The following is a 19652-nucleotide window of genomic DNA, read 5'->3' as shown; positions in this document are numbered from 1 at the left end:
CTCTTTATTTATTCAGCTCCCCGGCATCAGATCTGCCAAGCTCATACGCTTCCGCCATGACCGATGTAAACAGGTCCATAAACGGCTGAATCATTTCCATAGACAGATCTATGCCGGATTTCTCAAGCTCCGCCTTTGCTTCCGGCAGGTATTTCATCGCGATCTGCATAAATTCAAGAGACTTTTCATGCTGCATGTGTATCCACCTCTATTCATTTGACGGCAGTTCATTTGTTTGGTTATACGTTTTTACAAGGTCTGAGATTTTGTCTTGAAACGCTTTGTCCACCAGCGGGCTGAACGTCCCCATTTCAACGACTCCTTCCCTGAAATCAAAGTCGTGATCTCCGCTCTTGAGCGTACCTTTATTATATTGCTCGGCAATTAATGTATAGGCTTTATCTACGTTTTGCACCGTGCTTGTCAGCACCGTGTTTTTGCCGAGATTCGATTGCTCGGCGACATAGCCGATGGCGTAAAGCCCGTCTTTTTTGATTTGCTGAATGACAGGAACATTATACCCGTCTCCGGCCGGATATACAACATCCGTGCCTTCCGCTTTTAACTTCTCGTAAAGATGCAGCGCTTCATTGCCGTTATCCCAGTGGTCCGTAAATTCCGTATTGACGGTGATATCAGGCTTTTCATATTTCGCCCCTTTGATAAAGCCGTCTACTTCAGGCTGCCACAGAAAGGAGGCGATGACACCTACCTCATTGGTTTTTGACATATGGGCGGCCGTCATTCCCCCGAAAAAGCCCATTGCTTCTCCCATAAGGTGAACGCTTGTGACATTATCGCTTTTCGCCGTTCCGTTTGCGACGACGAATTCCATGTCGGGATAATCCTTGCTGATCATATTGAAGATTTCCTCGTATTCATTTCCGTGCCCGTATAAAAGATTGACTCCTTTTTTATGAAAATCATCTATCGCTTTTAAAATATCTTCATCGGATCTGATATTTTCTTTATAATAAACGTCAACGTTAAATTCAGATTGTATCGCTAATAAACCTTTGTAACCTTTTGTGCCCCATACCAAGTCACTGATGGTATCGGGAAAAAGCATTCCGACCTTCTCAATTTTTCCTTTAAACGGAGTTTGTGCGCATCCGCTCAATAAAAGGAGGACAGAAAAGATCATGACAAGCCTGGTGATCAAGCCATGTTCAACCCCTTTTCAAACTCATAACATATATAATTGATATACGTTTATTGTAGCGGTAATGCACATAACATGGAAGGTATTTCTTAAAAAATGTCGAATATTGATGAAAATTGTCTTTTCCATTCTTTAATTTTTTCTTCCGCTTCTGTTTTTTGCGTTTTTTCTTTTATTTCCAGGGTAATAATCTGATTTTCGTCTTCTGTGCCGTCAGCCTCCAGCTTATTCATCAGCCCGCAGACCGCGTCTTCTAAAAAGATTCTGCTTTCGCCATCTTCTTTTGCTTCCGTCCACGGACCGTAAAGGGGAGGAAGGATAATCGCTTTTGCCGTATCCCGCTGACCGTTTTTTTCCCAGTCTCCGTGATCCTCACTGTAAACAATCCAATATAAAGGCTCAGCCCTTTCTTCGGGCAGACACCCGCTCCCGTATTGAACGCAGATACGATCGTATTCCTTTTCACCGATTTCCTCTATTATTTGAAAAAGCCCGTTTCTCGCGAGCCACATTAAACGTTCTTCTAAATACAGCTGCCTCGTTTTGTCCTCCGGTTCTGCCAAAATGACATCAACGTGCACACCCTCATCCATCAACCGTTCGCACAATGAAAGGCCGAGAAATTCATCTGCTCCAATGATCAGCGCTGTTTTCATCACATCTGCCGCCTTTCCGGTTTTTCATTCACACACAAGCCAAACAGCCCTCTGAAAAGAGATGGCTGTTGTATTCTATTCATTACAGGTCTTTTTCATGACTGCGGAAAAACCGGCAGATGGCTCTGTAAATACGAGCAGGGTTCTCAAGCAGGTGATACGTGATATCAGTCTTGCTTCCGGTCTTTTCCCGGGCTTCTTTATACGCGTTCGCATGCAGGGTGTACGGGTACGGCGCTCCGGTCGTTCTTTGCCATATATGTACCGGCACGCGGGTGCGGCAGCCGGTAATGGTCTGATAGCTCAGTGAGCTTGCCTCTTTTTCAGAAACACCGAAGCTTTGTGCCGTTTCCCTCAGAAACTGCTTATAAAAAAACTTATTTTCTTTCTCTGATTCAAAATGGGCTTGAAGATCAAGACAAGGATCTAACATTGCGGCTGAACGGATATGCTCCGGTGAAGACTGCAGCAATTGATCGGCGATGAGGGCGCCCATGCCTTCTGCGAGCAAATGTATTTTCGGATTGAGCGTTTCTTGTTTCAGCACATAATGAATCAGCTGTCTGGCGTAAAGGGCGGCTTTTTCCGAACCCCAATGCCGTCCGTATAAATTGCTGTTGAAAATGGTGTACCCTCTGTCAAGCAGCGTATTTAACAGCCGGTTTCTCCCTTCATGTTCGAGCCAAAAGCTTGAGTCCCGGCTGACAAAGTGGGTTCTGTCCCCCAGAATAAAGACACAGAAGCCGTTCGGCCGATACGGCAGATGGATGACGTTCAGCTCAGATCCGAATTGGAAAAATCTTTCCGTTATCCCCATGCCTGCCCGCCTCCTTTTACTCCTAATCTCTCTATTGGCTATCATATGTAAGAAGAATGAAAACGGATCGGATAAACTCCTATTTGCTGCTATGTTTTGGCTATTATCCCAAGCACGGGAACCGAATTTTCCGTCAGACGGCCGGACAGGCGGGCACATGTCAGTTTCAGGCGCGCTTTTTGATGAGAAAATGACCTTCCGCCCGCGCTTTATGTATGGTATGATACAACGTAGAATAAAATGAAGGACGAGGTGGAAACGTGCGGTTAGTTATCGGTTTTATTTGGACGTTCCTTTTAACACATATGGCCTGTTATTTGATCGCCTCCATGAACAGCGCGGCGTACAATTTCAAGCAATCATCCGTTATTGCCGTGGTTATTGCGGTGCTAGTCTTTGTTCTTGCGGAGATCATGCCTGTCAAACAGGATGCAAACCAGCATTAAATAAAAAAACCTGCTATTCAGCAGGTTTTTTTGTGTTCACGGTTTTCGTTGGTACGTCCACAATCTGTTGTGGTTTGAAGTTTCAGGGAACATTTCTCCCACCGTAAGCTTGATTTTTTGCGGGTTTTTGACCATGCTTCCCGTTTCGCCGATTTCAACGTACACACCGTTATTCGGCGCTTTTTGTCCCGGTCGGAATTGATGCTGCTGTCCCACGTCATTTCCTCCTTTTTCTTTTTTATGTAGTATGCGCTTGTATGCGGAGAAATATCAAAAACCGCTGAATGAGATTCAGCGGTTTTTTTGTTCATCCTGTTTGTAAAGAAGAGCTTTCAGGAGCGCTTTTTGCGCGTGAAGCCGGTTTTCCGCCTGCTGGAATACCGCCGAGTTCGGACCGTCGATAATCTCGGACGTGACCTCTTCTTCCCGATGCGCCGGCAGGCAATGCAAAAATGTATAGTCGGGTTTGGCGAGACTGACGAGTGAGGCGTTGACTTGATACGGTGCAAACACATTCAGCCGCTGCTGCGTCTCTTCCTCCTGCCCCATGCTCGTGAAGACGTCAGAGTAAATCACGTCTGCATCCCGCACCGCTTCCTGCGGATTTTCGGTAAGGGTGATTTTCGCTCCGGAAACAGCCGCCGCTTCTCTCGCGGCATTCACCGCCTCTTCCTCTGCTTCATAGCCTTTCGGCGAAGCAACCGCAATGTCACAGCCCATTTTTGCGCAGCCGATCATAAGTGAATGCGCGACATTATTTCCGTCACCGATATAGGCGACTTTTACTCCTTTTAATTTTCCTTTTATTTCTTGTATCGTTAACAGATCCGCGAGTGCCTGACACGGGTGATACCGGTCGGTCAGCCCGTTTATGACGGGAATATCTGCATGCTCAGCAAGCTCTTCGACTTTTTCATGCTCAAAGGTGCGGATCATAATGGCATCAACGAAGCCGGACAGCACCTTCGCCGTATCCGCGACCGTCTCCCCCCGCCCAAGCTGCAGGTCGCTGCTTGAAAGAAATAGTCCCGTTCCCCCGAGCTGGGCCATTCCCGCTTCAAAAGACACACGTGTGCGGGTTGAAGATTTTTCAAAAATCATCGCCAATGTTTTCCCTTGGAAAATCGGCTGTATCGGATGTTGTTTTAATAATGAAGCTTCTGTCAGAAGCGCATTGATGTCTGACGGGCTGACATCTTTTAATGAAAGAAAATCTTTGCCGTACAAATGGGTTAATGTGTGTTCCGCTTTTATTGTGTGCATGATGCCACTTCCTTTTGATAAAGATCTTTGAGCGATACAGGCTGAGGTTTGCCGGAGCCGCTTGCTAAAAATGCCTTTACGGTTTCCGGTTCAGTAAAGACCGTCACACCGTGCGTCATGGCTTCGATCCGTTGTTTACGCGCTTCTTCAGAGTGATTGAAATTAATATGGACCGCTTTATCCTTTCGCTCTGCCCATGCCGGGAACGCATCTTTGCATACGGTAAATCCCGCCTCTTGAGCCTGACGTTCCAATTCCGCATCACAGCCTTCCAGATAGATGCTGCCTTTTTTCTCCCAGACGTGCGCGTAGATTTTTTTCAGTGCGCTTTCTGCGTCAAACGCGACACACATGCCTTCTCCGGTCGACTTCATTTCCGGCCCGGGCTTTACGTCCACATCCTGAATGGCGTGAGAAGAAAAAACCGGGAATTTCACTGCAGTTCCGTGCTGATTTTGAACCTCGGGCTTGATGTCTTTAAGGGAAGCGCCGGCCAGCAATCTGGCGGCAAGCGGGATCATCGGCACCCCCATCACCTTAGACACGACAGGAACCGTGCGGCTTGCCCGGGGATTCACTTCAAGAACGAGAATATCCCCTTTGTCATCAATGACAAACTGAATGTTCATAATGCCTTTAAAAGCCAGTTTTACCGCGATTTTTTCGGCGGCCTCTTTTATATTCCGCTGCATATCAGGTGTGACAGACGGACCCGGAAGAATCGCAAAACTGTCGCCCGAATGGACGCCGGCCCGTTCAATGTGCTCTGTGTAAGTCGGCACGAATACTTCATGTCCGTCGGAAATCAGATCGATCTCCAATTCTTTTCCTGTAATGTACTGATCAATCAAAATCGGGTACGGCATGCCCGCTTCTTTTTCCAGTAGCTCTGACATTTGCGCTTCTGAATGAACGACGATCATGCCCATCCCCCCGATGACATAAGACGGACGGATCAGCACGGGGTAGCCGATCCGGCTTGCTTTTTCCGTTGCTTCTTCTTTTGAATAAGCGGTTTCGCCTTTGGCATGTTTAAGATCAAGATCATCAAGCAGCTGATAAAACAGATCCCGATCCTCCAGCGCATCAAGGGTTTCAAAGGATGTTCCGAGCAGCGGAATGCCCGCTTTTTCCAGCGGTTCAGCGGCATTGATCGCGGTCTGTCCCCCAAACTGGACGATGGCAAAATCAATGTTTTCATGTTCCGCCACGTTTAAAATATGTTCTGTCGTCAGCGGTTCAAAATAAAGCCGGTCGGCGATTTCATAATCCGTGCTTACTGTTTCCGGATTGTTATTGATCATAATCGTTTCATATCCCAGCTTTTGCAGGGTCAGGACGCCGTGGACGGCGCTGTAATCAAATTCCACTCCCTGACCGATGCGGATCGGGCCTGAGCCGATGATGAGTGCGCGTTTTTTCTCTTTTCGGCTGACATCTCCGTCGCTTTCCCCAAGGTAGGTGGAGTAGAAATAATTCGTCTTGGCATCAAATTCAGCGGCGCATGTATCTACGATTTTAAACGACGGGACGATGCCTGATTTCTTTCTGAGAGCACGGATGTCTTCTTCCGTTTTTCCCGTGAGAGATGCGATCATGACATCCGTGAAGCCTTTTACCTTCGCCTGCTTTAAAAGCGGGACAGACAGATGATCCCCTTCTTCCATCAGCTTGTTTTCCAATGTGATGATATTTCGGAATACATGGAGAAAAAACGGGTCAATTTTCGTTTTGGCATGGATATCTTCTATCGTTTCACCGCGGCTTAACAGTTCCATGACGACGAAAAATCTCCGGTCATCCGGCGTTACCGCTAATTCCCACAGCTGATTGATCGTACAGCCGCCGAGTTCAGGCAGGCGGGTGCCGATCGTTTTCAGCTCAAGGGAGGCCGCCGCTTTTTGAATGGCCGCTTCCATATTTCTTTCGATCGCCATGACCTCTCCCGTCGCTTTCATCTTCGTTCCGAGCGTGCGGTCGGCATGTTTAAATTTATCAAACGGCCAGCGCGGGAATTTGACGATGACATAATCAAGCGCCGGTTCAAAGCTTACATAAGTAGAGCCCGTCAGCGGATTTTTCAGTTCGTCGAGCGTATAGCCGACAGCAAGTTTCGCCGCCATTTTGGCAATCGGGTAGCCGGTTGCTTTTGACGCGAGGGCCGATGAACGGCTGACACGCGGGTTCACTTCAATGACATAGTACTGTTTGCTGAACGGATCCAGCGCAAATTGAATGTTGCAGCCGCCGACCACATCCAGCGCCGAAATAATCGCCAGGCTTGCTGAACGCAGCATCTGATATTCTTCATCCGTTAACGTCTGGGACGGTGCGACGACGATAGAGTCTCCTGTATGCACGCCGACGGGATCGATGTTTTCCATATTGCAGACGGTGATGCATGTATGATTGCTGTCGCGCATGACCTCATATTCGATTTCTTTAAATCCGGCGATGCTTTTCTCGACGAGGCATTGGCTGATCGGGCTTGCTAACAGCGCCTGTTTAATAAGCGTCTGAAACGCTTCTTTCGTTTTCGCGATTCCGCCTCCCTTTCCGCCTAACGTGTACGCCGGTCTCAGAATAACCGGAAATCCGATAGACTCAGCGAAGCGGAGGGCGTCTTCTTCGTTATCGACGATTTCGCTTTCCGGAACGGGCTGGTCGAGCTCTTTCATCAGAGCGCGGAACTGCTCCCGGTCTTCGCCTTTTTGAATGGTTTCCACCGATGTTCCTAAGAGCTTGACGTGATGCTTCTTCAGCACGCCTGCTTCTTCAAGCTTAACGGCTAAATTCAATGCCGTCTGGCCGCCCAAATTGGCAAGCAGACCGTCGGGTTTTTCTTTTTCAATAATGGCCTCGATGCTGTCGGTTGTGAGCGGTTCAAAATATATTTCATCGGCAAACGCCTCATCCGTCATAATTGTTGCCGGGTTGTTATTGACTAGAATAACGCGGTATCCTTCTTCTTTCAGAGCCATGCAGCCCTGCGTTCCTGAATAATCAAATTCTGCCGCCTGGCCGATGATGATGGGGCCGGAGCCGATGACTAATATGCTGGAAATGGTTGTATCTTTAGGCATGAGCGATTTCTCTCCTTGCTGGTATCACTTTCTCTAGAAATTCATCAAATATCCACTCGCTCTCAGCCGGTCCGGGGTGAGCTTCAGGGTGGAACTGGACGCTTAATACGGGAAGGCGCTTATGAATGAGCCCTTCCACTGATGTATCATTGACATGATGAAATCTGATCGATAGTTCGTTTTCGTCAATTGACGCTTCATCGACGACATAGCTGTGGTTCTGGCTTGTCATAAACACCCGTTTCGTTTTCCGGTCAATGACGGGATGGTTGGCACCCCTGTGGCCGAACGGCAGCTTATACGTATTTCCTCCGAAAGCCAGGGCAATCAGCTGATGCCCGAGGCAAATGCCGAGTGCAGGGAAATCACTGAGTAAAGATGTAATCCGGTTCATGTACGGCGCAATCGCTTTCGGGTCGCCCGGGCCGTTTGAGAGCACGATTCCGTCAGGCTGAATGTCATAAACGGCGTTCATCTGCTGATACGGAATGACCGTTACTTTACAGCCGCGCTTTACAAGTGACGAGGCGATTGATTTTTTATAACCGAAATCAATCAGCGCAATATGCCGGTCTCCGTTCCCCATTGAAGTGATGTCTTCAGACTGCGCCAGCTCCGCCGGATTTTGTGTTCCGGATGCTGCGGGAATTTCTCCTGCTGTTGACACAGCAGCGTTCATCGTGCCGCCGGAGCGGATGGCTTTGACGACGGCCCGTGTGTCCACTTCGGTTAAGAGCGGGATGTTCCATTTATTTAAATACTCTCTCAAGCTTGAGACTGCTTCATGGTGAGAAAAATGTTCACACGCTTCATAGACGGCAACAGCCTTGACTTGTGGAATTTTACTTTCAAGGTCTTTTTCATTAATTCCGTAGTTTCCGATCAGCGGATACGTAAAGACGATGATCTGACCCTTATATGACGGGTCTGTAAGCACTTCCTGATAGCCCGTCATTCCGGTGAAAAAAACAGCTTCGCCAACACAGCGGGCCTCTTTTTCAAGTTCACCGCCGAATGATGTTCCGTCTTCCAATACTAAATAGCCTTTCATCTAAAGCCCACCTCTTGATGAATAATTAATTAAAAATATGAATTTTTATACCTTTATATCGAAAAAAATTACCGTTTCACTGCCGAATGCGCTTCGATCGCTGCTTTCAGCATACTGACGGCCGACAGCATTTCTTCTTCAGAAACCGTAAGCGGCGGGAGCAGCCTGATGACATTCGGTCCGGCCGGAAGCACGAGAAGCCCGCGTTCCTGCAGATCTCCGATGATGCCGGACACGGGACCTGCGCATTCAATGCCGATTAATAACCCTTTTCCGCGGATTTCTTTTACAAAAGGCCCTGTCAGTTCACGGTTCAGCTGCGCTTTTAAAAAAGAGCCTTTGTCTGCCGCCGCCTGGAGAAAGTCCGGCTGAAACACAATGTCCAAAGTTGCTTTCACAGCTGCCATGGCGAGCTTATTGCCGCCGAAAGTCGTACCATGCGTACCCGGCGTAAAGGCGTCGCCAAGCTTCTTTTTGCCGATCACGGCTCCGACGGGAAAACCGTTTCCAAGCCCTTTCGCAGCAGTGATAATGTCCGGAGAGATGCCGAAGTGCTCATAGCCGAATGCCTTGCCCGTCCGGCCGATTCCGGTTTGAATCTCGTCTGCGATAAGCAGCGCCTGTTTGTCTTTGCAAAATGTCTGTAAGGCTTCGATGAATTCCGGATCGGCGGGATTGACTCCCCCTTCTCCCTGCACCGTCTCAAGCATGACGGCGGCGATATCATCCTCTTTTGAAAGCGTGCTGAATGCCGACGGATCATTGAACGGAAGATAGTGAAAGCCTTGAAGCATCGGTCCGAAACCGGTCTTGATTTTGTCTTGTCCGGTGGCGGCCATCCCCGCATAGGTCCGTCCGTGAAAGGATTGATGGAATGTTACGATTTTTGTCTTTCCCGTTGCTTTACGGGCAAGTTTAATGGCGCCTTCATTCGCTTCGGCTCCGCTGTTGCAGAAGAAAACGAGATCCCCCTCGCTATGTCCGGCAAGCTTTGCCGCGGCTTTTTCCTGAAGATCATTTTCAAACAGATTGGAAACGTGCCATACGCTGTCAAGCTGTTCTTTCACCGCTTCTGTCACCGCATCATGACAATGGCCGAGATTGGAAACGGCGATGCCCTGAATAAAATCGAGATACGTTTTTCCGTTTTCATCCTCTGCGATTGTCCCTTTCGCTTTTTTAATATCGATAGGCCAGCGGCTGTAGGTTTGAAATAGGCTGCTCATGACACGCTCTCCTTTTCTTTGACGATTTTTGTTCCTCGGAAGACTTGATTGGTGAAAAACGCTCCTTTTCCGTTTACGATCATCACTTCCGCGACATCTTCACTCAGTGCCGATAATGCCGAGTTTACCTTCGGAATCATCCCCCCTGAAATCACGCCGTCATCGATGAGGGCCTGAATCTCTTGCGGCGTCAAAGTATCCAGCCTGCTCTCTCCGTCCATAATTCCTTCGACATCCGTGACAAATAAAAGTTTATCGGCGTGTAAGGCTGAAGCGACGGCCGATGCCGCGGCGTCTGCATTGACGTTCAGCGTTTCGAAATCACTTGTCATGGAAAGCGGAGCGATAACGGGAATGATGCCTTCTTTCATTAATGCGTGGATGATTGACGGATCGGTTTTTTGTATTTCACCGACTTCTCCGTATTTATCTTGATTAAGGTAAGATGCTTGAAGGAGACCGCCGTCCTTTCCTGATATTCCCGCGGCTTTCAGCCCGTTTTTCGCGAGTTCGGTTACGAAAAATTTATTGATCGTCCCTGACAAGACCATTTCCGCTGTTTCCAGCACCGGTTTGGTCGTTTTCCGCTGTCCATCGACAAATTCCGTTTCAATCTGCAATGTTTTCAGCATTCTTGAAATGTCCGGGCCGCCTCCATGCACGACGGCAATGTTCCAGCCCGATTGCATAAGCTCTTTTACATTTTGAAAAAAATCGGCGGATAACTCGCGGATTACGCTTCCGCCGCACTTAAAAACGATCGTTTTCTTCATGCCGCTCCCCTTTGTTATGTGCGATAGCTCGCATTGATTTTGATATAATCATAGGTTAAGTCACAGCCCCATGCCCGGCCGCTGCCGGAGCCTTCCTGCAGGCGGACTGCAATCGTAATTTCATCACCTGATAAGTACTCCTTGGCATCAGTTTCCGAAAATGGCTGAGGTTCGTTGTGTTTAAACAGACACTGACCGCCGAGGAAAACTTCCACTTGTTCGGCTGTTACGCTTGCCGCACTGTGCCCGATTGCGCCGATGATGCGCCCCCAATTGGCGTCTGTGCCGTAAACGGCAGTCTTCACAAGGCTTGAGCCGACGATTTTTTTGGCGATAATATTCGCCTCAAGGTTATTTTTCGCGCCTTCGACTCTGGCTTCAATTAATTTCGTCGCTCCTTCACCGTCTCTGGCAATATCTTTGGCAAGGTCTTCGCATACAAGCTTTAATCCCTTTTTAAAAGCCGGCCAGTCAGGGTGATCCTCCGCCAGGCAATCATTCCCCGCGCAGCCGTTCGCCATCACAAGCACCATGTCATTCGTCGATGTTTCACCGTCAACGGTGATTTGGTTAAATGAAACATCCGTAATCTCTCTGAGCGCGTTTTTGAGCGCCTGTTCTTCCACGGCCGCGTCCGTTGTGACAAAGCCGAGCATTGTCGCCATGTTGGGGTGGATCATGCCGGAGCCTTTCGCCGCTCCGCCGATCGTGATGATGTCTCCGCCGATCACCAGTTCATAACACGTCTGTTTCGTCACTGTATCCGTCGTCAAAATGGCTTCTTCAAATGCTCCGGACACTGACGGCGCTTGACCGAGCTGTTCAATGCCCGCCTGAATTTTTTTCATATCTAAAAGCTCGCCGATCACCCCGGTTGACGAAACCGCAACAAGCTCCGGCTCAATGCCGAGCTGGCTCGCGAAGCCGTCCCGCATTTCATAGGCGTCCTTTAATCCTTGGTCTCCCGTACAGGCGTTGGCAATCGCGCTGTTGACAATAACCGCCTGAAGCACGGCCTCTTTTTTTAAGCTCTCTTGCGTCACTTTCAAGGGCGCTGCCTGAAAATGGCTCTGCGTATATACCGCCGCACTGACTGCAGGCGCTTCGCTGATAATCGCTCCGAGATCTTTTTTTGAATAGCGCAGGCCGCAGTGCACGCCCTTTGCCTCAAACCCTTTCGGCGAGGATACGCCGCCTTTTATTTTCGTGATTTCCTCACTCAGCTGAATCATATTTTCGAATCCCTCTTTCGTTCTATGGATAGACTGGCGTCATCGTAAGTCCCGTTTCTTCCTGCCAGCCATTCATGATATTTAAATTTTGAACCGCCTGCCCTGCGGCGCCTTTCATCAGATTATCTATGACAGAAACGATGGTGGCACGGTTTGTTCTCTCATCCACGGTGACACTGATATCACAAAAATTGCTGCCGTATACCTCTTTCGTCGCCGGAAATTCACCTTCCGGCCTGATTCTGACAAAATATGAATCTTTGTAGAATTCGGAATACAATTCTCTTACCTGTGCAGCAGACATACCCGGAGGGGCGTCGGTATACATCGTCGCCATAATGCCCCTTGTCATCGGCGCCAAATGAGCGGAAAACGTGATCGGACCTGTGCCGGGCTGCCATGCCGCCAATTGCTGTTCAATTTCCGGAGTATGCTGATGCTCATTAACCTTATAAATTTTGAAATTATCATTCAGCTCAGAATAATGAGTGCCCATGGATGCTTTTCGGCCGGCACCGGATACGCCTGTTTTCGCATCAACAATCAGAAATGAATCTTGTAAAAGCTTATTTTTCGCCAGCGGGGCGAGCCCGAGCAGCACAGCCGTCGGAAAACATCCCGGATTGGCAATCAGCTTAGCAGTCTGAATCTCTTCTTTTTGCAGTTCGGCTAAACCGTAAACCGCGCTTTGAAGCGTTCCTTTCGGCGCGGCCTTCCGCTTATACCACTTTTCATACACGGCCGGGTTTTGAATCCGCAGATCACCGGATAGATCAATGACCGGGATGCCCGCCTCCGCCAGCTTGGGCGACCACTCTCCGGAAACGCCGGGCGGCGCGGCTATAAACATGACATCAATTTCGTTTCGAATCGTTTCTATATGAAGCGGCTGAAGTGATTGTGACGCTATATTCCTCAAATGCGGATATGAAGCGGCATATTCTTTTCCTTCGTCGCTCGATGAATATAATATACAATCTTCTGCATAAGGGTGATGGTTAAGAATCCTGACAAGTTCGGCGCCTCCATAACCAGTCGCGCCTATAATACCTATTTTCAATGGGTTCACCTTCTTGGTTTTTGTGAAATTATTTAACATTATAACATGAATAAAAATTAATTCAATTGTATATTTAATATTTTTTCATTCATTTTCCATCTGTTTTCGCTGACAAAAAACCCCCTCTCGATCGAGGGGGTTTCATAAGAAAAACAGGCTGATCGGATCAGCCTGTTTTTTTCAGCATCATCAGCCCGCTTATAAAAAACAGCACGGAGCTGGCGTAAAAAATAATATAAACCGTAAAGAAATCAGCGAGAAACCCGCCGAGAATAATGGCGGCAGCTGAAAATACGGCCGTCCAGAAATGATAGCTGCCGACTTTTTTCCCCCGCTCCCCGCCGTCAGTGTAATCGGCGATCATGATTTTCTCGCCGTGTTTTTGCATGGCGCCGAAGAGGCCCAAAAGCACCTGCACAACATAAACCTGGTGCACGCCGGTAATATGCGGGAGCGTCAGAAGAAGCACCGCCATCCCCCACGAATTCGCCATCAGGAACCAGCGGGGATCCAGTCTTGCCGACAGCCGGCCGAGCAGCGGATGAATCAATGCGCCGCTCAGGCCGAACAAGCCGTATGAGAGACCGAATTGCGTGTAGCTGGAACCGATGTTTTTAATAAATAAAATATAAAACGGAAAGATCAGGCTGCCGGCAAAAAAGACACTGCTCTGAGACAGGATCAGCCATTTTAAATGGTTGTGTTTCATGATTTGTACCTCTGATAAAAATAATTCATAAACAAGTCATCGGGATCATATTTGTGTTTTTTCCGAAAGAACGTATCGCTTTTCGGATATGCCTCGCGCATCTGCTCTTTCGTTTGATACAGCATATACGGCAGATAATAACTGCCGCGGTGGCGCAATGCCGTATCCGTCATTTTTCTGACAATCCGCGCTGCACTCGCCTGGCTGTCTTTTGAAAACCCTTCATTGATTAAAAGAACGAGTGAAAACATGTCTTCCTTTGCGTATGACAGATCGGCTTTTTCATTTTTTTGCACGTAGCGGATCGTAATATTTACGAGATTGAGATCTTCATGTGACAGCGTCTTGCGTAAATCATGAATGTACGGTGCAAATTCGCCGACGGGCACGAAGTATTCTTGAAGCACGTCGGTGTTGTCCGTGTTTTCATATTCCAAAAATTTCGATTCTGACCGCATGACATTGTTCCTGGAGACTTTCACGCCGTTTTGACTGAGAAAATAAGACTGCTGGGTTGACCAGAACCAATTTCTTCCCCAGTCATACCGGCGGGAGAGGCCGAGCGCGAATTTCGTCAGCGCCGGATGCTCATCTTCTTTCAGTTCATTGTGCCGCTTTAATTCTTTCTGATTGTCTGAGAGTGTGTAATCAGTCACATACATATCGTGCAAAAAGCCTTTATCCCCTGTTGCGATCCGCGCGAGATGCATGCGCACGGCGGGGTTGCGCTGAACATGCTGCGTAAAATATTGACTGTATGTATCAGCGTTCATGCGTTTCGTTTTCATTTCATAAAGCTCATCATCCGTCAGCTCAATATCCGCGTCAAGGATGACGCCGAACAGGCCGTAGCCGCCGATGACGGCTGAAAACAGGTCATCTTTCGGAGTAACGGTGATGACTTTGCCGTCCGCCTTTAAAAGATGAAACGATTTGACCGTATCAATCAGCGAACCGTACCGGATATCCCGGCCGTGGGCGTTGGCGCTCAGTGAGCCCCCGATCGTAAAAATGTTTTGCGATTGCATGACTTTTACCGCGAGCCCGTACGGATTGACATAGCGCTGAATATCATTCCACGTCGCTCCCGCCTGCACTCTGATGATTTTTTTCTTTCGGTCGAGACCGAGTATTTTGTTGTAGCCCGTCATGTCGAGAACGATACCATCTTCATAATACGTCTGGCCGCCCATTGAGTGCTGGGCGCCTGCGATTGAGATCTTCAAATGCTTTCTCTTTGCTTCCTTAATCGTTTCGACCAATGTTTCTTTCTCTTTTCCTTTGACCGTCTGCTTAATTTTCACGGGCATGAGACGGCTGACATCCGTCATTGTCCCTGCCTGCCGCTCCGGCTCTTTGTGAAAGGCGGAAACAGCGAACAGCGCCGTATAAACAAGAATGCTAAGGATAATGAGAAGTAATTTTTTCTTCATGGGTTCCTCCCTCGCATGCAGCCGGTCTATTATATCATGCCTCACGTCCGTTTTTTTCCTTTTTAACCCGATACCGCAAAAAACCCCGAATGGCGGGAAACTCGGGTTTTTTAGTGACTCGCCCTTCTTTCCGCACGCCGGTCTGCAGCGACAAAGCAGACAAAACGGCGCCAGAAAGAATCATGTTTAGTACAGTTCGAAACGGTCATCCGGAAAACACCGGGCATAAAAAATACACAGAAATCCTTAAAATGATTTTTAGTCAGTATATAATCGATATATATGCAGATGTATTACCAAAGGGATTGTTTAAAACAAAGATGTTAAATGAGGTGGGGAAAATGAACATAAAAGGGATCAATCATCTTCTTTTTTCTGTTTCAGATTTGGAAAAATCAATAGAATTTTATGAGAAAGTATTTCATGCACAACTTCTGGTTAAAGGACAAAAGACAGCATATTTTGATCTGAACGGGCTTTGGCTTGCACTTAACTTAGAGGCGGATATACCAAGAAATGAAATACATAAATCCTATACGCATACGGCCTTTACAATTGACCCAAAAGATTTTGATGCAATACTTCAAAGGTTAAAAAATCTAAATGTAAATATATTAAATGGGCGTCCTAGAGATAAGCAAGATCAAAAGTCAATTTATTTTACTGATCCCGATGGACATAAGTTTGAATTCCACACAGGTACACTCCAGGACAGACTGTCCTATTACAAAAAAGATAAACCTCATATGAAATTTTATATATAAGGGTTCGTTTGCGATCCAAAACAAGCCCTCACTGTCGCTTATATGCAGACAAAAGAAAAGCACCTCGGATTTTAGGATGTACCTAAAATCCGGGGTGCATTTTCTTATTACTGAATCCCTAATGCGATTTTTGCGTAGCGTGACATTTTGTCTCTTGTCCACGGCGGATTCCAGACGATGTGGACTTCCGTCTCTTTTACATCCGGAATGTCGGCGAGCGCTTTTTTCACCTCGTCGACGATGATCGGAGCGAGCGGGCACCCCATTGATGTCAGTGTCATCGTAACGTGCGTCAGGCCGTCGTCATCCATATCAACGTCGTATACAAGGCCGAGATTGACGATATCGACGCCGAGCTCAGGGTCAACAACCTGCTCCAAGGCGCCCATGATGTTTTCTTTTAATGCTTCTTCCACGTTCCATCACTCCTTTTTCCTCAGTATAACGTAAAAGCGGGTTTTGTTAACACCTTTGTGCTTTATAAATGCTTATCGAACCAGGCGACGGTTTCTAAAACGGCATACCTCGGGACTTTATGATCAGCCCGTTCGTCTTTCAGAAACTGAAGATGGTCAGGCCGGCTGCTGTAATGAGGTTTAATCGTTTCATAAAAGCCGCGGGTCGGTGCATACGGAACGACTTTGTCTTGAACGCCGTGCCAGAACAGCAGCGGGCGGCTGCGGAGTTTTTCCGGTTCCAGACTGAGATCGAACGGTTTGAGCCGCGCAAACAGTTCATCGACCTGTTCTTTTGTGACGTCAATGTCGATGTCCTGCTTTTGAATGTGGTCAATCTGCTGCTGAAAAAATGCCGTATAGTTCGGGCTTCCCATCAGACTGACGCCGGCTTTGACCCAATCATACGCGGCCATCGCGCCGAATGTCGTAATTCCGCCCATTGAGGTGCCCGCAAGACCGATCCGCCCGTCTTCAATCAGACCGCGCGCTTCAAAATCCTTTTTCAGCACGTCAAGCTCCTCGATTTCATTTAAGACAATGTCCCAAAAATGGACGGCGAGCTCTTCTGCTGACAGCTGTTCAGCGCGTTCACCGTGGTAAAGAGCTTCCGGCAGCACGGCTCTGAAACCCTTTTCAGCAAGCAGGTAAGCGAAATGAAGATTATGCTCCTTCGCGCTTGTAAAACCGTGAATAAAGAAAACAAGGGGAGCGGGACGGTCCCGATTTTCTTCTTTTACAATATGTAAAAACGGAATGCCTGATACGGTTTGATGATCAATAAGAATCACGTTGACTCCCTCCTTAGGATAACCATAATCATAAGTGTAACATGTAGACAATAAAGATGGTAAAAAGCTACACTGTACATAAGAGAAAAACAGCAAATTATATGACAAAAGGAGTTATTATGGAGACAAAACCTTACCTCATCGCCTTAGATCTGGATGGAACCTTATTAAAAGATGATAAAACCATTTCCCCTGAAACGGCACGGACGATTCAGACGCTGAAAGAAGCGGGCCATCATGTCTGCATCTCAACCGGCCGCCCTTTCCGTTCCAGTTCGATGTATTATGACGAGCTTGGGCTGACAACGCCGATTGTCAATTTTAACGGAGCGTTTGTCCACCACCCGAAAGACGAGTCATGGGGACGCTACCACACGTCTTTATCTGTCGATGTGGTCAGACAGCTTGCCGAACTTACAGAGACCTACCAAATACATAATGTGCTCGCTGAGATCATTGATGATGTGTACTTCCATTATCATGATGAGCATTTAATTGAGGCGTTTCATATGAATACGGCGAATGTCACATTCGGCGATCTGCGCGAAACGGTCAAAGAGGATGTGACGTCCGTATTGATTCACGCGAAGGAAGAGGACGTCGCGGACATACGCGCGCATTTATCCGATGTGCACGCCGAGGTCATTGACCACAGAAGATGGGCGGCTCCTTGGCATGTGATTGAAATTATTAAACACGGGATGAATAAAGCGGTCGGCCTGAAGAAAATCAGCGACTATTACCAAGTGCCGAGAGAACGGATCATCGCGTTCGGCGACGAAGACAACGATCTTGAAATGCTCCGATTTGCCGGGTGCGGCGTAGCGATGGGAAACGGCACGGATGAAGTCAAACAGGCCGCCGATCGCGTCACGGGTTCAAATGAAGCGGACGGAATCGCCGAATTTTTAAAATCCTATTTCTCCCTGTAAGGTTTTCCCGCTCATAACAAAAAGCCTTCCGCCCATACTAAAACAGACGACTCATCTCGTCTAAATATGGAAGGGGGACATTGCAATGGGTAAACGAAACAAATCAAAACGGTTTATTCAGCAAGGCAAGGACTCTGTCAGTCTTCATGACGCAAGATTTCCATATCGGTCTACATTAGAGGAAGCACAGCATGATGCAGCAAAAGATTCGGCTGAAAGGCAGGTTGACTTTTAATGAGAAACGAACTGTTTTCTCAAGCCAAGTCATTTGTCCAGCAGGCCGTCATGATTGCTAACGGTTTCGAGGACGGCGACCAGGAAAAAGCTGTCTCACGCGCCAAAAATGCCGTGTCTTCCGCGTACGCCAATTCGACGGATGCAGAACGTCAGCAGCTGCACCAATTTCAGAATCAGCTGGAGAAATTGCAATAAAAAAAGGCGCCCCGTTTGAGATGAGGGCGCCGCTTTTTTATTTTACTTCAAATGTTTTTACCGTTTTCAGTCTTTTTCCGATCTGATCGGACTTCCCTAAAAACGTCACCGTCACCGTGTATGTTCCCGGACCGGGCACGTTCTTCCACACATCTGAAAAGTCATACGTTTCATTCGGCATTAAGGTCACGGTCTGAAACGCCTGAGTAAACATTTTGTCTTTTGAATAGCGGTACAGTTCTTTGTGATGTTGGTCATGTACGGTCAGTTCGAATTTCTGCCCTGAGCTGAATGTGAAATCGATCGGGCTTTCGCTTTTGTTTTTTAAAGACATTTGAAATTCGATCTGCTGATCCGTCTGCACAGGATTTACGGCTAATTCCGCTTGCTGTTCATTCATCTCTCCGGATACCTCCTCAGCGGGCTCCTTCTGCCCGGATTGACTGCTGCATCCGATCAATAAAATGACCGGCAATAACAGGCCAAACAGCCACTTCATTCTATCCGCTCCTATCAGTCTTTTCTGAAGAAACCAAAGATCCCCGTCGTTTGCACGATGTTTGTGAAGGCTTTCGGGTCGACTTCTTTCACGATTTTCTCAAGGTCATACAATTCGTACCGCGTGATGACGATGATCATCATTTCTTTCTGTTCGTTTGTGTAAGCGCCTTTTGCCGGCACCGTCGTAATGCCTCGGACCATTTTCCCGTAAATCGCTTCTTTGATTTCATCAGCTTTTTTTGTAACGATCATGGCGGTCAGTTTCATGTGGCGCGTGTGAATGGCGTCAATCACCCTTGTTGTGACATACAGAGCGACAAGGGTATATAATGCTTTCTCCCATCCTTGCAATAATCCTGCCGTCAAAATGATAATCCCGTTCAAAATGAAGAAATATGTGCCGACCGGTTTATCCTTCCATTTGGCCAGCACCATCGACACGATATCAAGACCGCCTGTCGAAGCGCCGAATTTCAGCGTTAAACCGATGCCGATAGCTGAGATGACTCCTCCGAATACGGTATTCAGAAGAATATCGTGTGACAGTCTCATTTCCGGGAGAATCCCCATAAAGACGGACGTCAGCGCTACGCTTAATATGCTGTACACGGTGAATGATCTGCCGACTTTCAGCCACCCTAACACACCGATGGGAATGTTTAAGAGGAACATGAGAACTCCTGTCGAAATATAAAAGGGGGCGTATTGATCAACGACGCTTGACAGCAGCTGGGCGACACCGGTAAAACCGCTGGCATATACATTCGCCGGTATCAGGAATAAATTCAGTCCCGCCGCATACAGAAACGCGCCGATGACGACGATTGCTAATTTTTTTACTTGTTCTAGTACCATGGCTTGCTCCT

General features: G+C 47.7%; 23 protein-coding genes. 5 read left to right on the top strand and 18 right to left on the bottom strand.

Going from position 1 to position 19652, the window contains the following annotated elements; translation table 11 throughout:
* Positions 1 to 4: 4 nt before the first annotated feature.
* The 4 genes from VP472_RS05585 to VP472_RS05570 all read right to left on the bottom strand — a co-directional run bounded on the left by VP472_RS05585 (position 5) and on the right by VP472_RS05570 (position 2635).
* The gene (locus tag VP472_RS05585; protein WP_003155061.1) at positions 5 to 196 is read right to left on the bottom strand and encodes a ComZ family protein; all 192 of its coding nucleotides are present in this window, start codon (positions 194 to 196) and stop codon (positions 5 to 7) included.
* Between the two features lie 12 nt (positions 197 to 208).
* On the bottom strand, positions 209 to 1162 hold the full coding sequence (locus VP472_RS05580) for a BMP family ABC transporter substrate-binding protein (RefSeq protein ID WP_070081621.1): 954 nt from the start codon (positions 1160 to 1162) through the stop codon (positions 209 to 211).
* A gap of 89 nt (positions 1163 to 1251) precedes the next feature.
* Positions 1252 to 1818 (bottom strand): Rossmann-fold NAD(P)-binding domain-containing protein, encoded by a 567-nt coding sequence (locus VP472_RS05575; protein ID WP_146276501.1) that lies wholly within the window; start codon positions 1816 to 1818, stop codon positions 1252 to 1254.
* 82 nt (positions 1819 to 1900) lie between these two features.
* A complete protein-coding gene (locus VP472_RS05570; RefSeq protein WP_070081619.1) occupies positions 1901 to 2635 on the bottom strand; it encodes a lipase family protein in 735 nt (244 codons plus the stop codon).
* Positions 2636 to 2895: 260 nt separating this feature from the next.
* Here VP472_RS05570 and VP472_RS05565 point away from each other — a divergent pair, with 260 nt between their 5' ends.
* On the top strand, positions 2896 to 3081 hold the full coding sequence (locus VP472_RS05565) for a YjzD family protein (protein WP_032874447.1): 186 nt from the start codon (positions 2896 to 2898) through the stop codon (positions 3079 to 3081).
* Between the two features lie 36 nt (positions 3082 to 3117).
* Here VP472_RS05565 and VP472_RS05560 read toward each other — a convergent pair whose 3' ends face one another.
* From VP472_RS05560 to VP472_RS05515, 10 genes are all read right to left on the bottom strand, one after another.
* Positions 3118 to 3297: a YjzC family protein gene (locus tag VP472_RS05560; RefSeq protein ID WP_003155070.1), complete on the bottom strand. Its 180-nt coding sequence runs from the start codon at positions 3295 to 3297 to the stop codon at positions 3118 to 3120.
* A gap of 75 nt (positions 3298 to 3372) precedes the next feature.
* On the bottom strand, positions 3373 to 4344 hold the full coding sequence (argF, locus tag VP472_RS05555; protein WP_063174200.1) for an ornithine carbamoyltransferase: 972 nt from the start codon (positions 4342 to 4344) through the stop codon (positions 3373 to 3375).
* Positions 4332 to 7427 (bottom strand): carbamoyl-phosphate synthase (glutamine-hydrolyzing) large subunit, encoded by a 3096-nt coding sequence (locus VP472_RS05550; protein WP_146276499.1) that lies wholly within the window; start codon positions 7425 to 7427, stop codon positions 4332 to 4334. The genes argF and VP472_RS05550 overlap by 13 nt, the downstream gene beginning before the upstream one ends.
* On the bottom strand, positions 7420 to 8478 hold the full coding sequence (locus VP472_RS05545) for a carbamoyl phosphate synthase small subunit (protein WP_024085118.1): 1059 nt from the start codon (positions 8476 to 8478) through the stop codon (positions 7420 to 7422). Before VP472_RS05545 ends, VP472_RS05550 begins: the two co-directional genes overlap by 8 nt.
* A gap of 68 nt (positions 8479 to 8546) precedes the next feature.
* Complete coding sequence (locus tag VP472_RS05540) at positions 8547 to 9704, bottom strand: acetylornithine transaminase (RefSeq protein ID WP_029973152.1); 1158 nt, start codon at positions 9702 to 9704, stop codon at positions 8547 to 8549.
* A complete protein-coding gene (gene argB, locus VP472_RS05535) occupies positions 9701 to 10477 on the bottom strand; it encodes an acetylglutamate kinase (protein WP_146276497.1) in 777 nt (258 codons plus the stop codon). Before argB ends, VP472_RS05540 begins: the two co-directional genes overlap by 4 nt.
* 14 nt (positions 10478 to 10491) lie before the next feature.
* Positions 10492 to 11709, bottom strand: a complete 1218-nt coding sequence (gene argJ, locus VP472_RS05530) for a bifunctional ornithine acetyltransferase/N-acetylglutamate synthase (protein WP_146276495.1) — start codon at positions 11707 to 11709, stop codon at positions 10492 to 10494.
* Positions 11710 to 11731: 22 nt separating this feature from the next.
* Positions 11732 to 12769 (bottom strand): N-acetyl-gamma-glutamyl-phosphate reductase, encoded by a 1038-nt coding sequence (gene argC / locus VP472_RS05525; protein WP_146276493.1) that lies wholly within the window; start codon positions 12767 to 12769, stop codon positions 11732 to 11734.
* Positions 12770 to 12935: 166 nt separating this feature from the next.
* Positions 12936 to 13478, bottom strand: coding sequence for an MFS transporter (locus VP472_RS05520; protein ID WP_003155082.1), 543 nt, complete (start codon positions 13476 to 13478; stop codon positions 12936 to 12938).
* On the bottom strand, positions 13475 to 14911 hold the full coding sequence (locus tag VP472_RS05515; RefSeq protein WP_146276491.1) for an FAD-binding oxidoreductase: 1437 nt from the start codon (positions 14909 to 14911) through the stop codon (positions 13475 to 13477). Before VP472_RS05515 ends, VP472_RS05520 begins: the two co-directional genes overlap by 4 nt.
* A gap of 341 nt (positions 14912 to 15252) precedes the next feature.
* Here VP472_RS05515 and fosM point away from each other — a divergent pair, with 341 nt between their 5' ends.
* The gene (gene fosM / locus VP472_RS05510) at positions 15253 to 15675 is read left to right on the top strand and encodes a FosM family fosfomycin resistance protein (RefSeq protein WP_003155086.1); all 423 of its coding nucleotides are present in this window, start codon (positions 15253 to 15255) and stop codon (positions 15673 to 15675) included.
* Between the two features lie 107 nt (positions 15676 to 15782).
* Here the strand turns inward: fosM and VP472_RS05505 are convergent, their stop codons facing one another.
* Both VP472_RS05505 and VP472_RS05500 read right to left on the bottom strand, forming a co-directional pair.
* A complete protein-coding gene (locus VP472_RS05505) occupies positions 15783 to 16091 on the bottom strand; it encodes a metal-sulfur cluster assembly factor (protein ID WP_003155088.1) in 309 nt (102 codons plus the stop codon).
* 62 nt (positions 16092 to 16153) lie between these two features.
* On the bottom strand, positions 16154 to 16921 hold the full coding sequence (locus VP472_RS05500; protein ID WP_007409140.1) for a prolyl oligopeptidase family serine peptidase: 768 nt from the start codon (positions 16919 to 16921) through the stop codon (positions 16154 to 16156).
* A 119-nt stretch (positions 16922 to 17040) separates the two neighbouring features.
* Between VP472_RS05500 and VP472_RS05495 the strand changes: the two genes are divergently transcribed.
* From VP472_RS05495 to VP472_RS05485, 3 genes are all read left to right on the top strand, one after another.
* Positions 17041 to 17853: a Cof-type HAD-IIB family hydrolase gene (locus tag VP472_RS05495; protein ID WP_039252027.1), complete on the top strand. Its 813-nt coding sequence runs from the start codon at positions 17041 to 17043 to the stop codon at positions 17851 to 17853.
* 85 nt (positions 17854 to 17938) lie between these two features.
* Positions 17939 to 18088, top strand: coding sequence for a hypothetical protein (locus VP472_RS05490; protein ID WP_003155094.1), 150 nt, complete (start codon positions 17939 to 17941; stop codon positions 18086 to 18088).
* On the top strand, positions 18088 to 18285 hold the full coding sequence (locus VP472_RS05485) for a DUF3813 domain-containing protein (protein WP_057080102.1): 198 nt from the start codon (positions 18088 to 18090) through the stop codon (positions 18283 to 18285). Before VP472_RS05490 ends, VP472_RS05485 begins: the two co-directional genes overlap by 1 nt.
* Before the next feature lie 37 nt (positions 18286 to 18322).
* On the opposite strand, the gene VP472_RS05480 is transcribed toward VP472_RS05485, so the two are convergent.
* Together VP472_RS05480 and VP472_RS05475 are read right to left on the bottom strand one after the other, a co-directional pair.
* Positions 18323 to 18784, bottom strand: coding sequence for a BsuPI-related putative proteinase inhibitor (locus tag VP472_RS05480; RefSeq protein ID WP_003155099.1), 462 nt, complete (start codon positions 18782 to 18784; stop codon positions 18323 to 18325).
* Positions 18785 to 18798: 14 nt separating this feature from the next.
* Positions 18799 to 19641, bottom strand: coding sequence for a YitT family protein (locus VP472_RS05475; RefSeq protein WP_003155101.1), 843 nt, complete (start codon positions 19639 to 19641; stop codon positions 18799 to 18801).
* Positions 19642 to 19652: the final 11 nt, after the last annotated feature.

The organism is Bacillus sp. MT(2024), assembly GCF_036362845.1.
Classification (GTDB): Bacteria; Bacillota; Bacilli; order Bacillales; family Bacillaceae; genus Bacillus; species Bacillus velezensis.
Note: the sequence above shows the minus strand (reverse complement) of the source record. Positions and strands in the feature narration are given on the sequence as shown.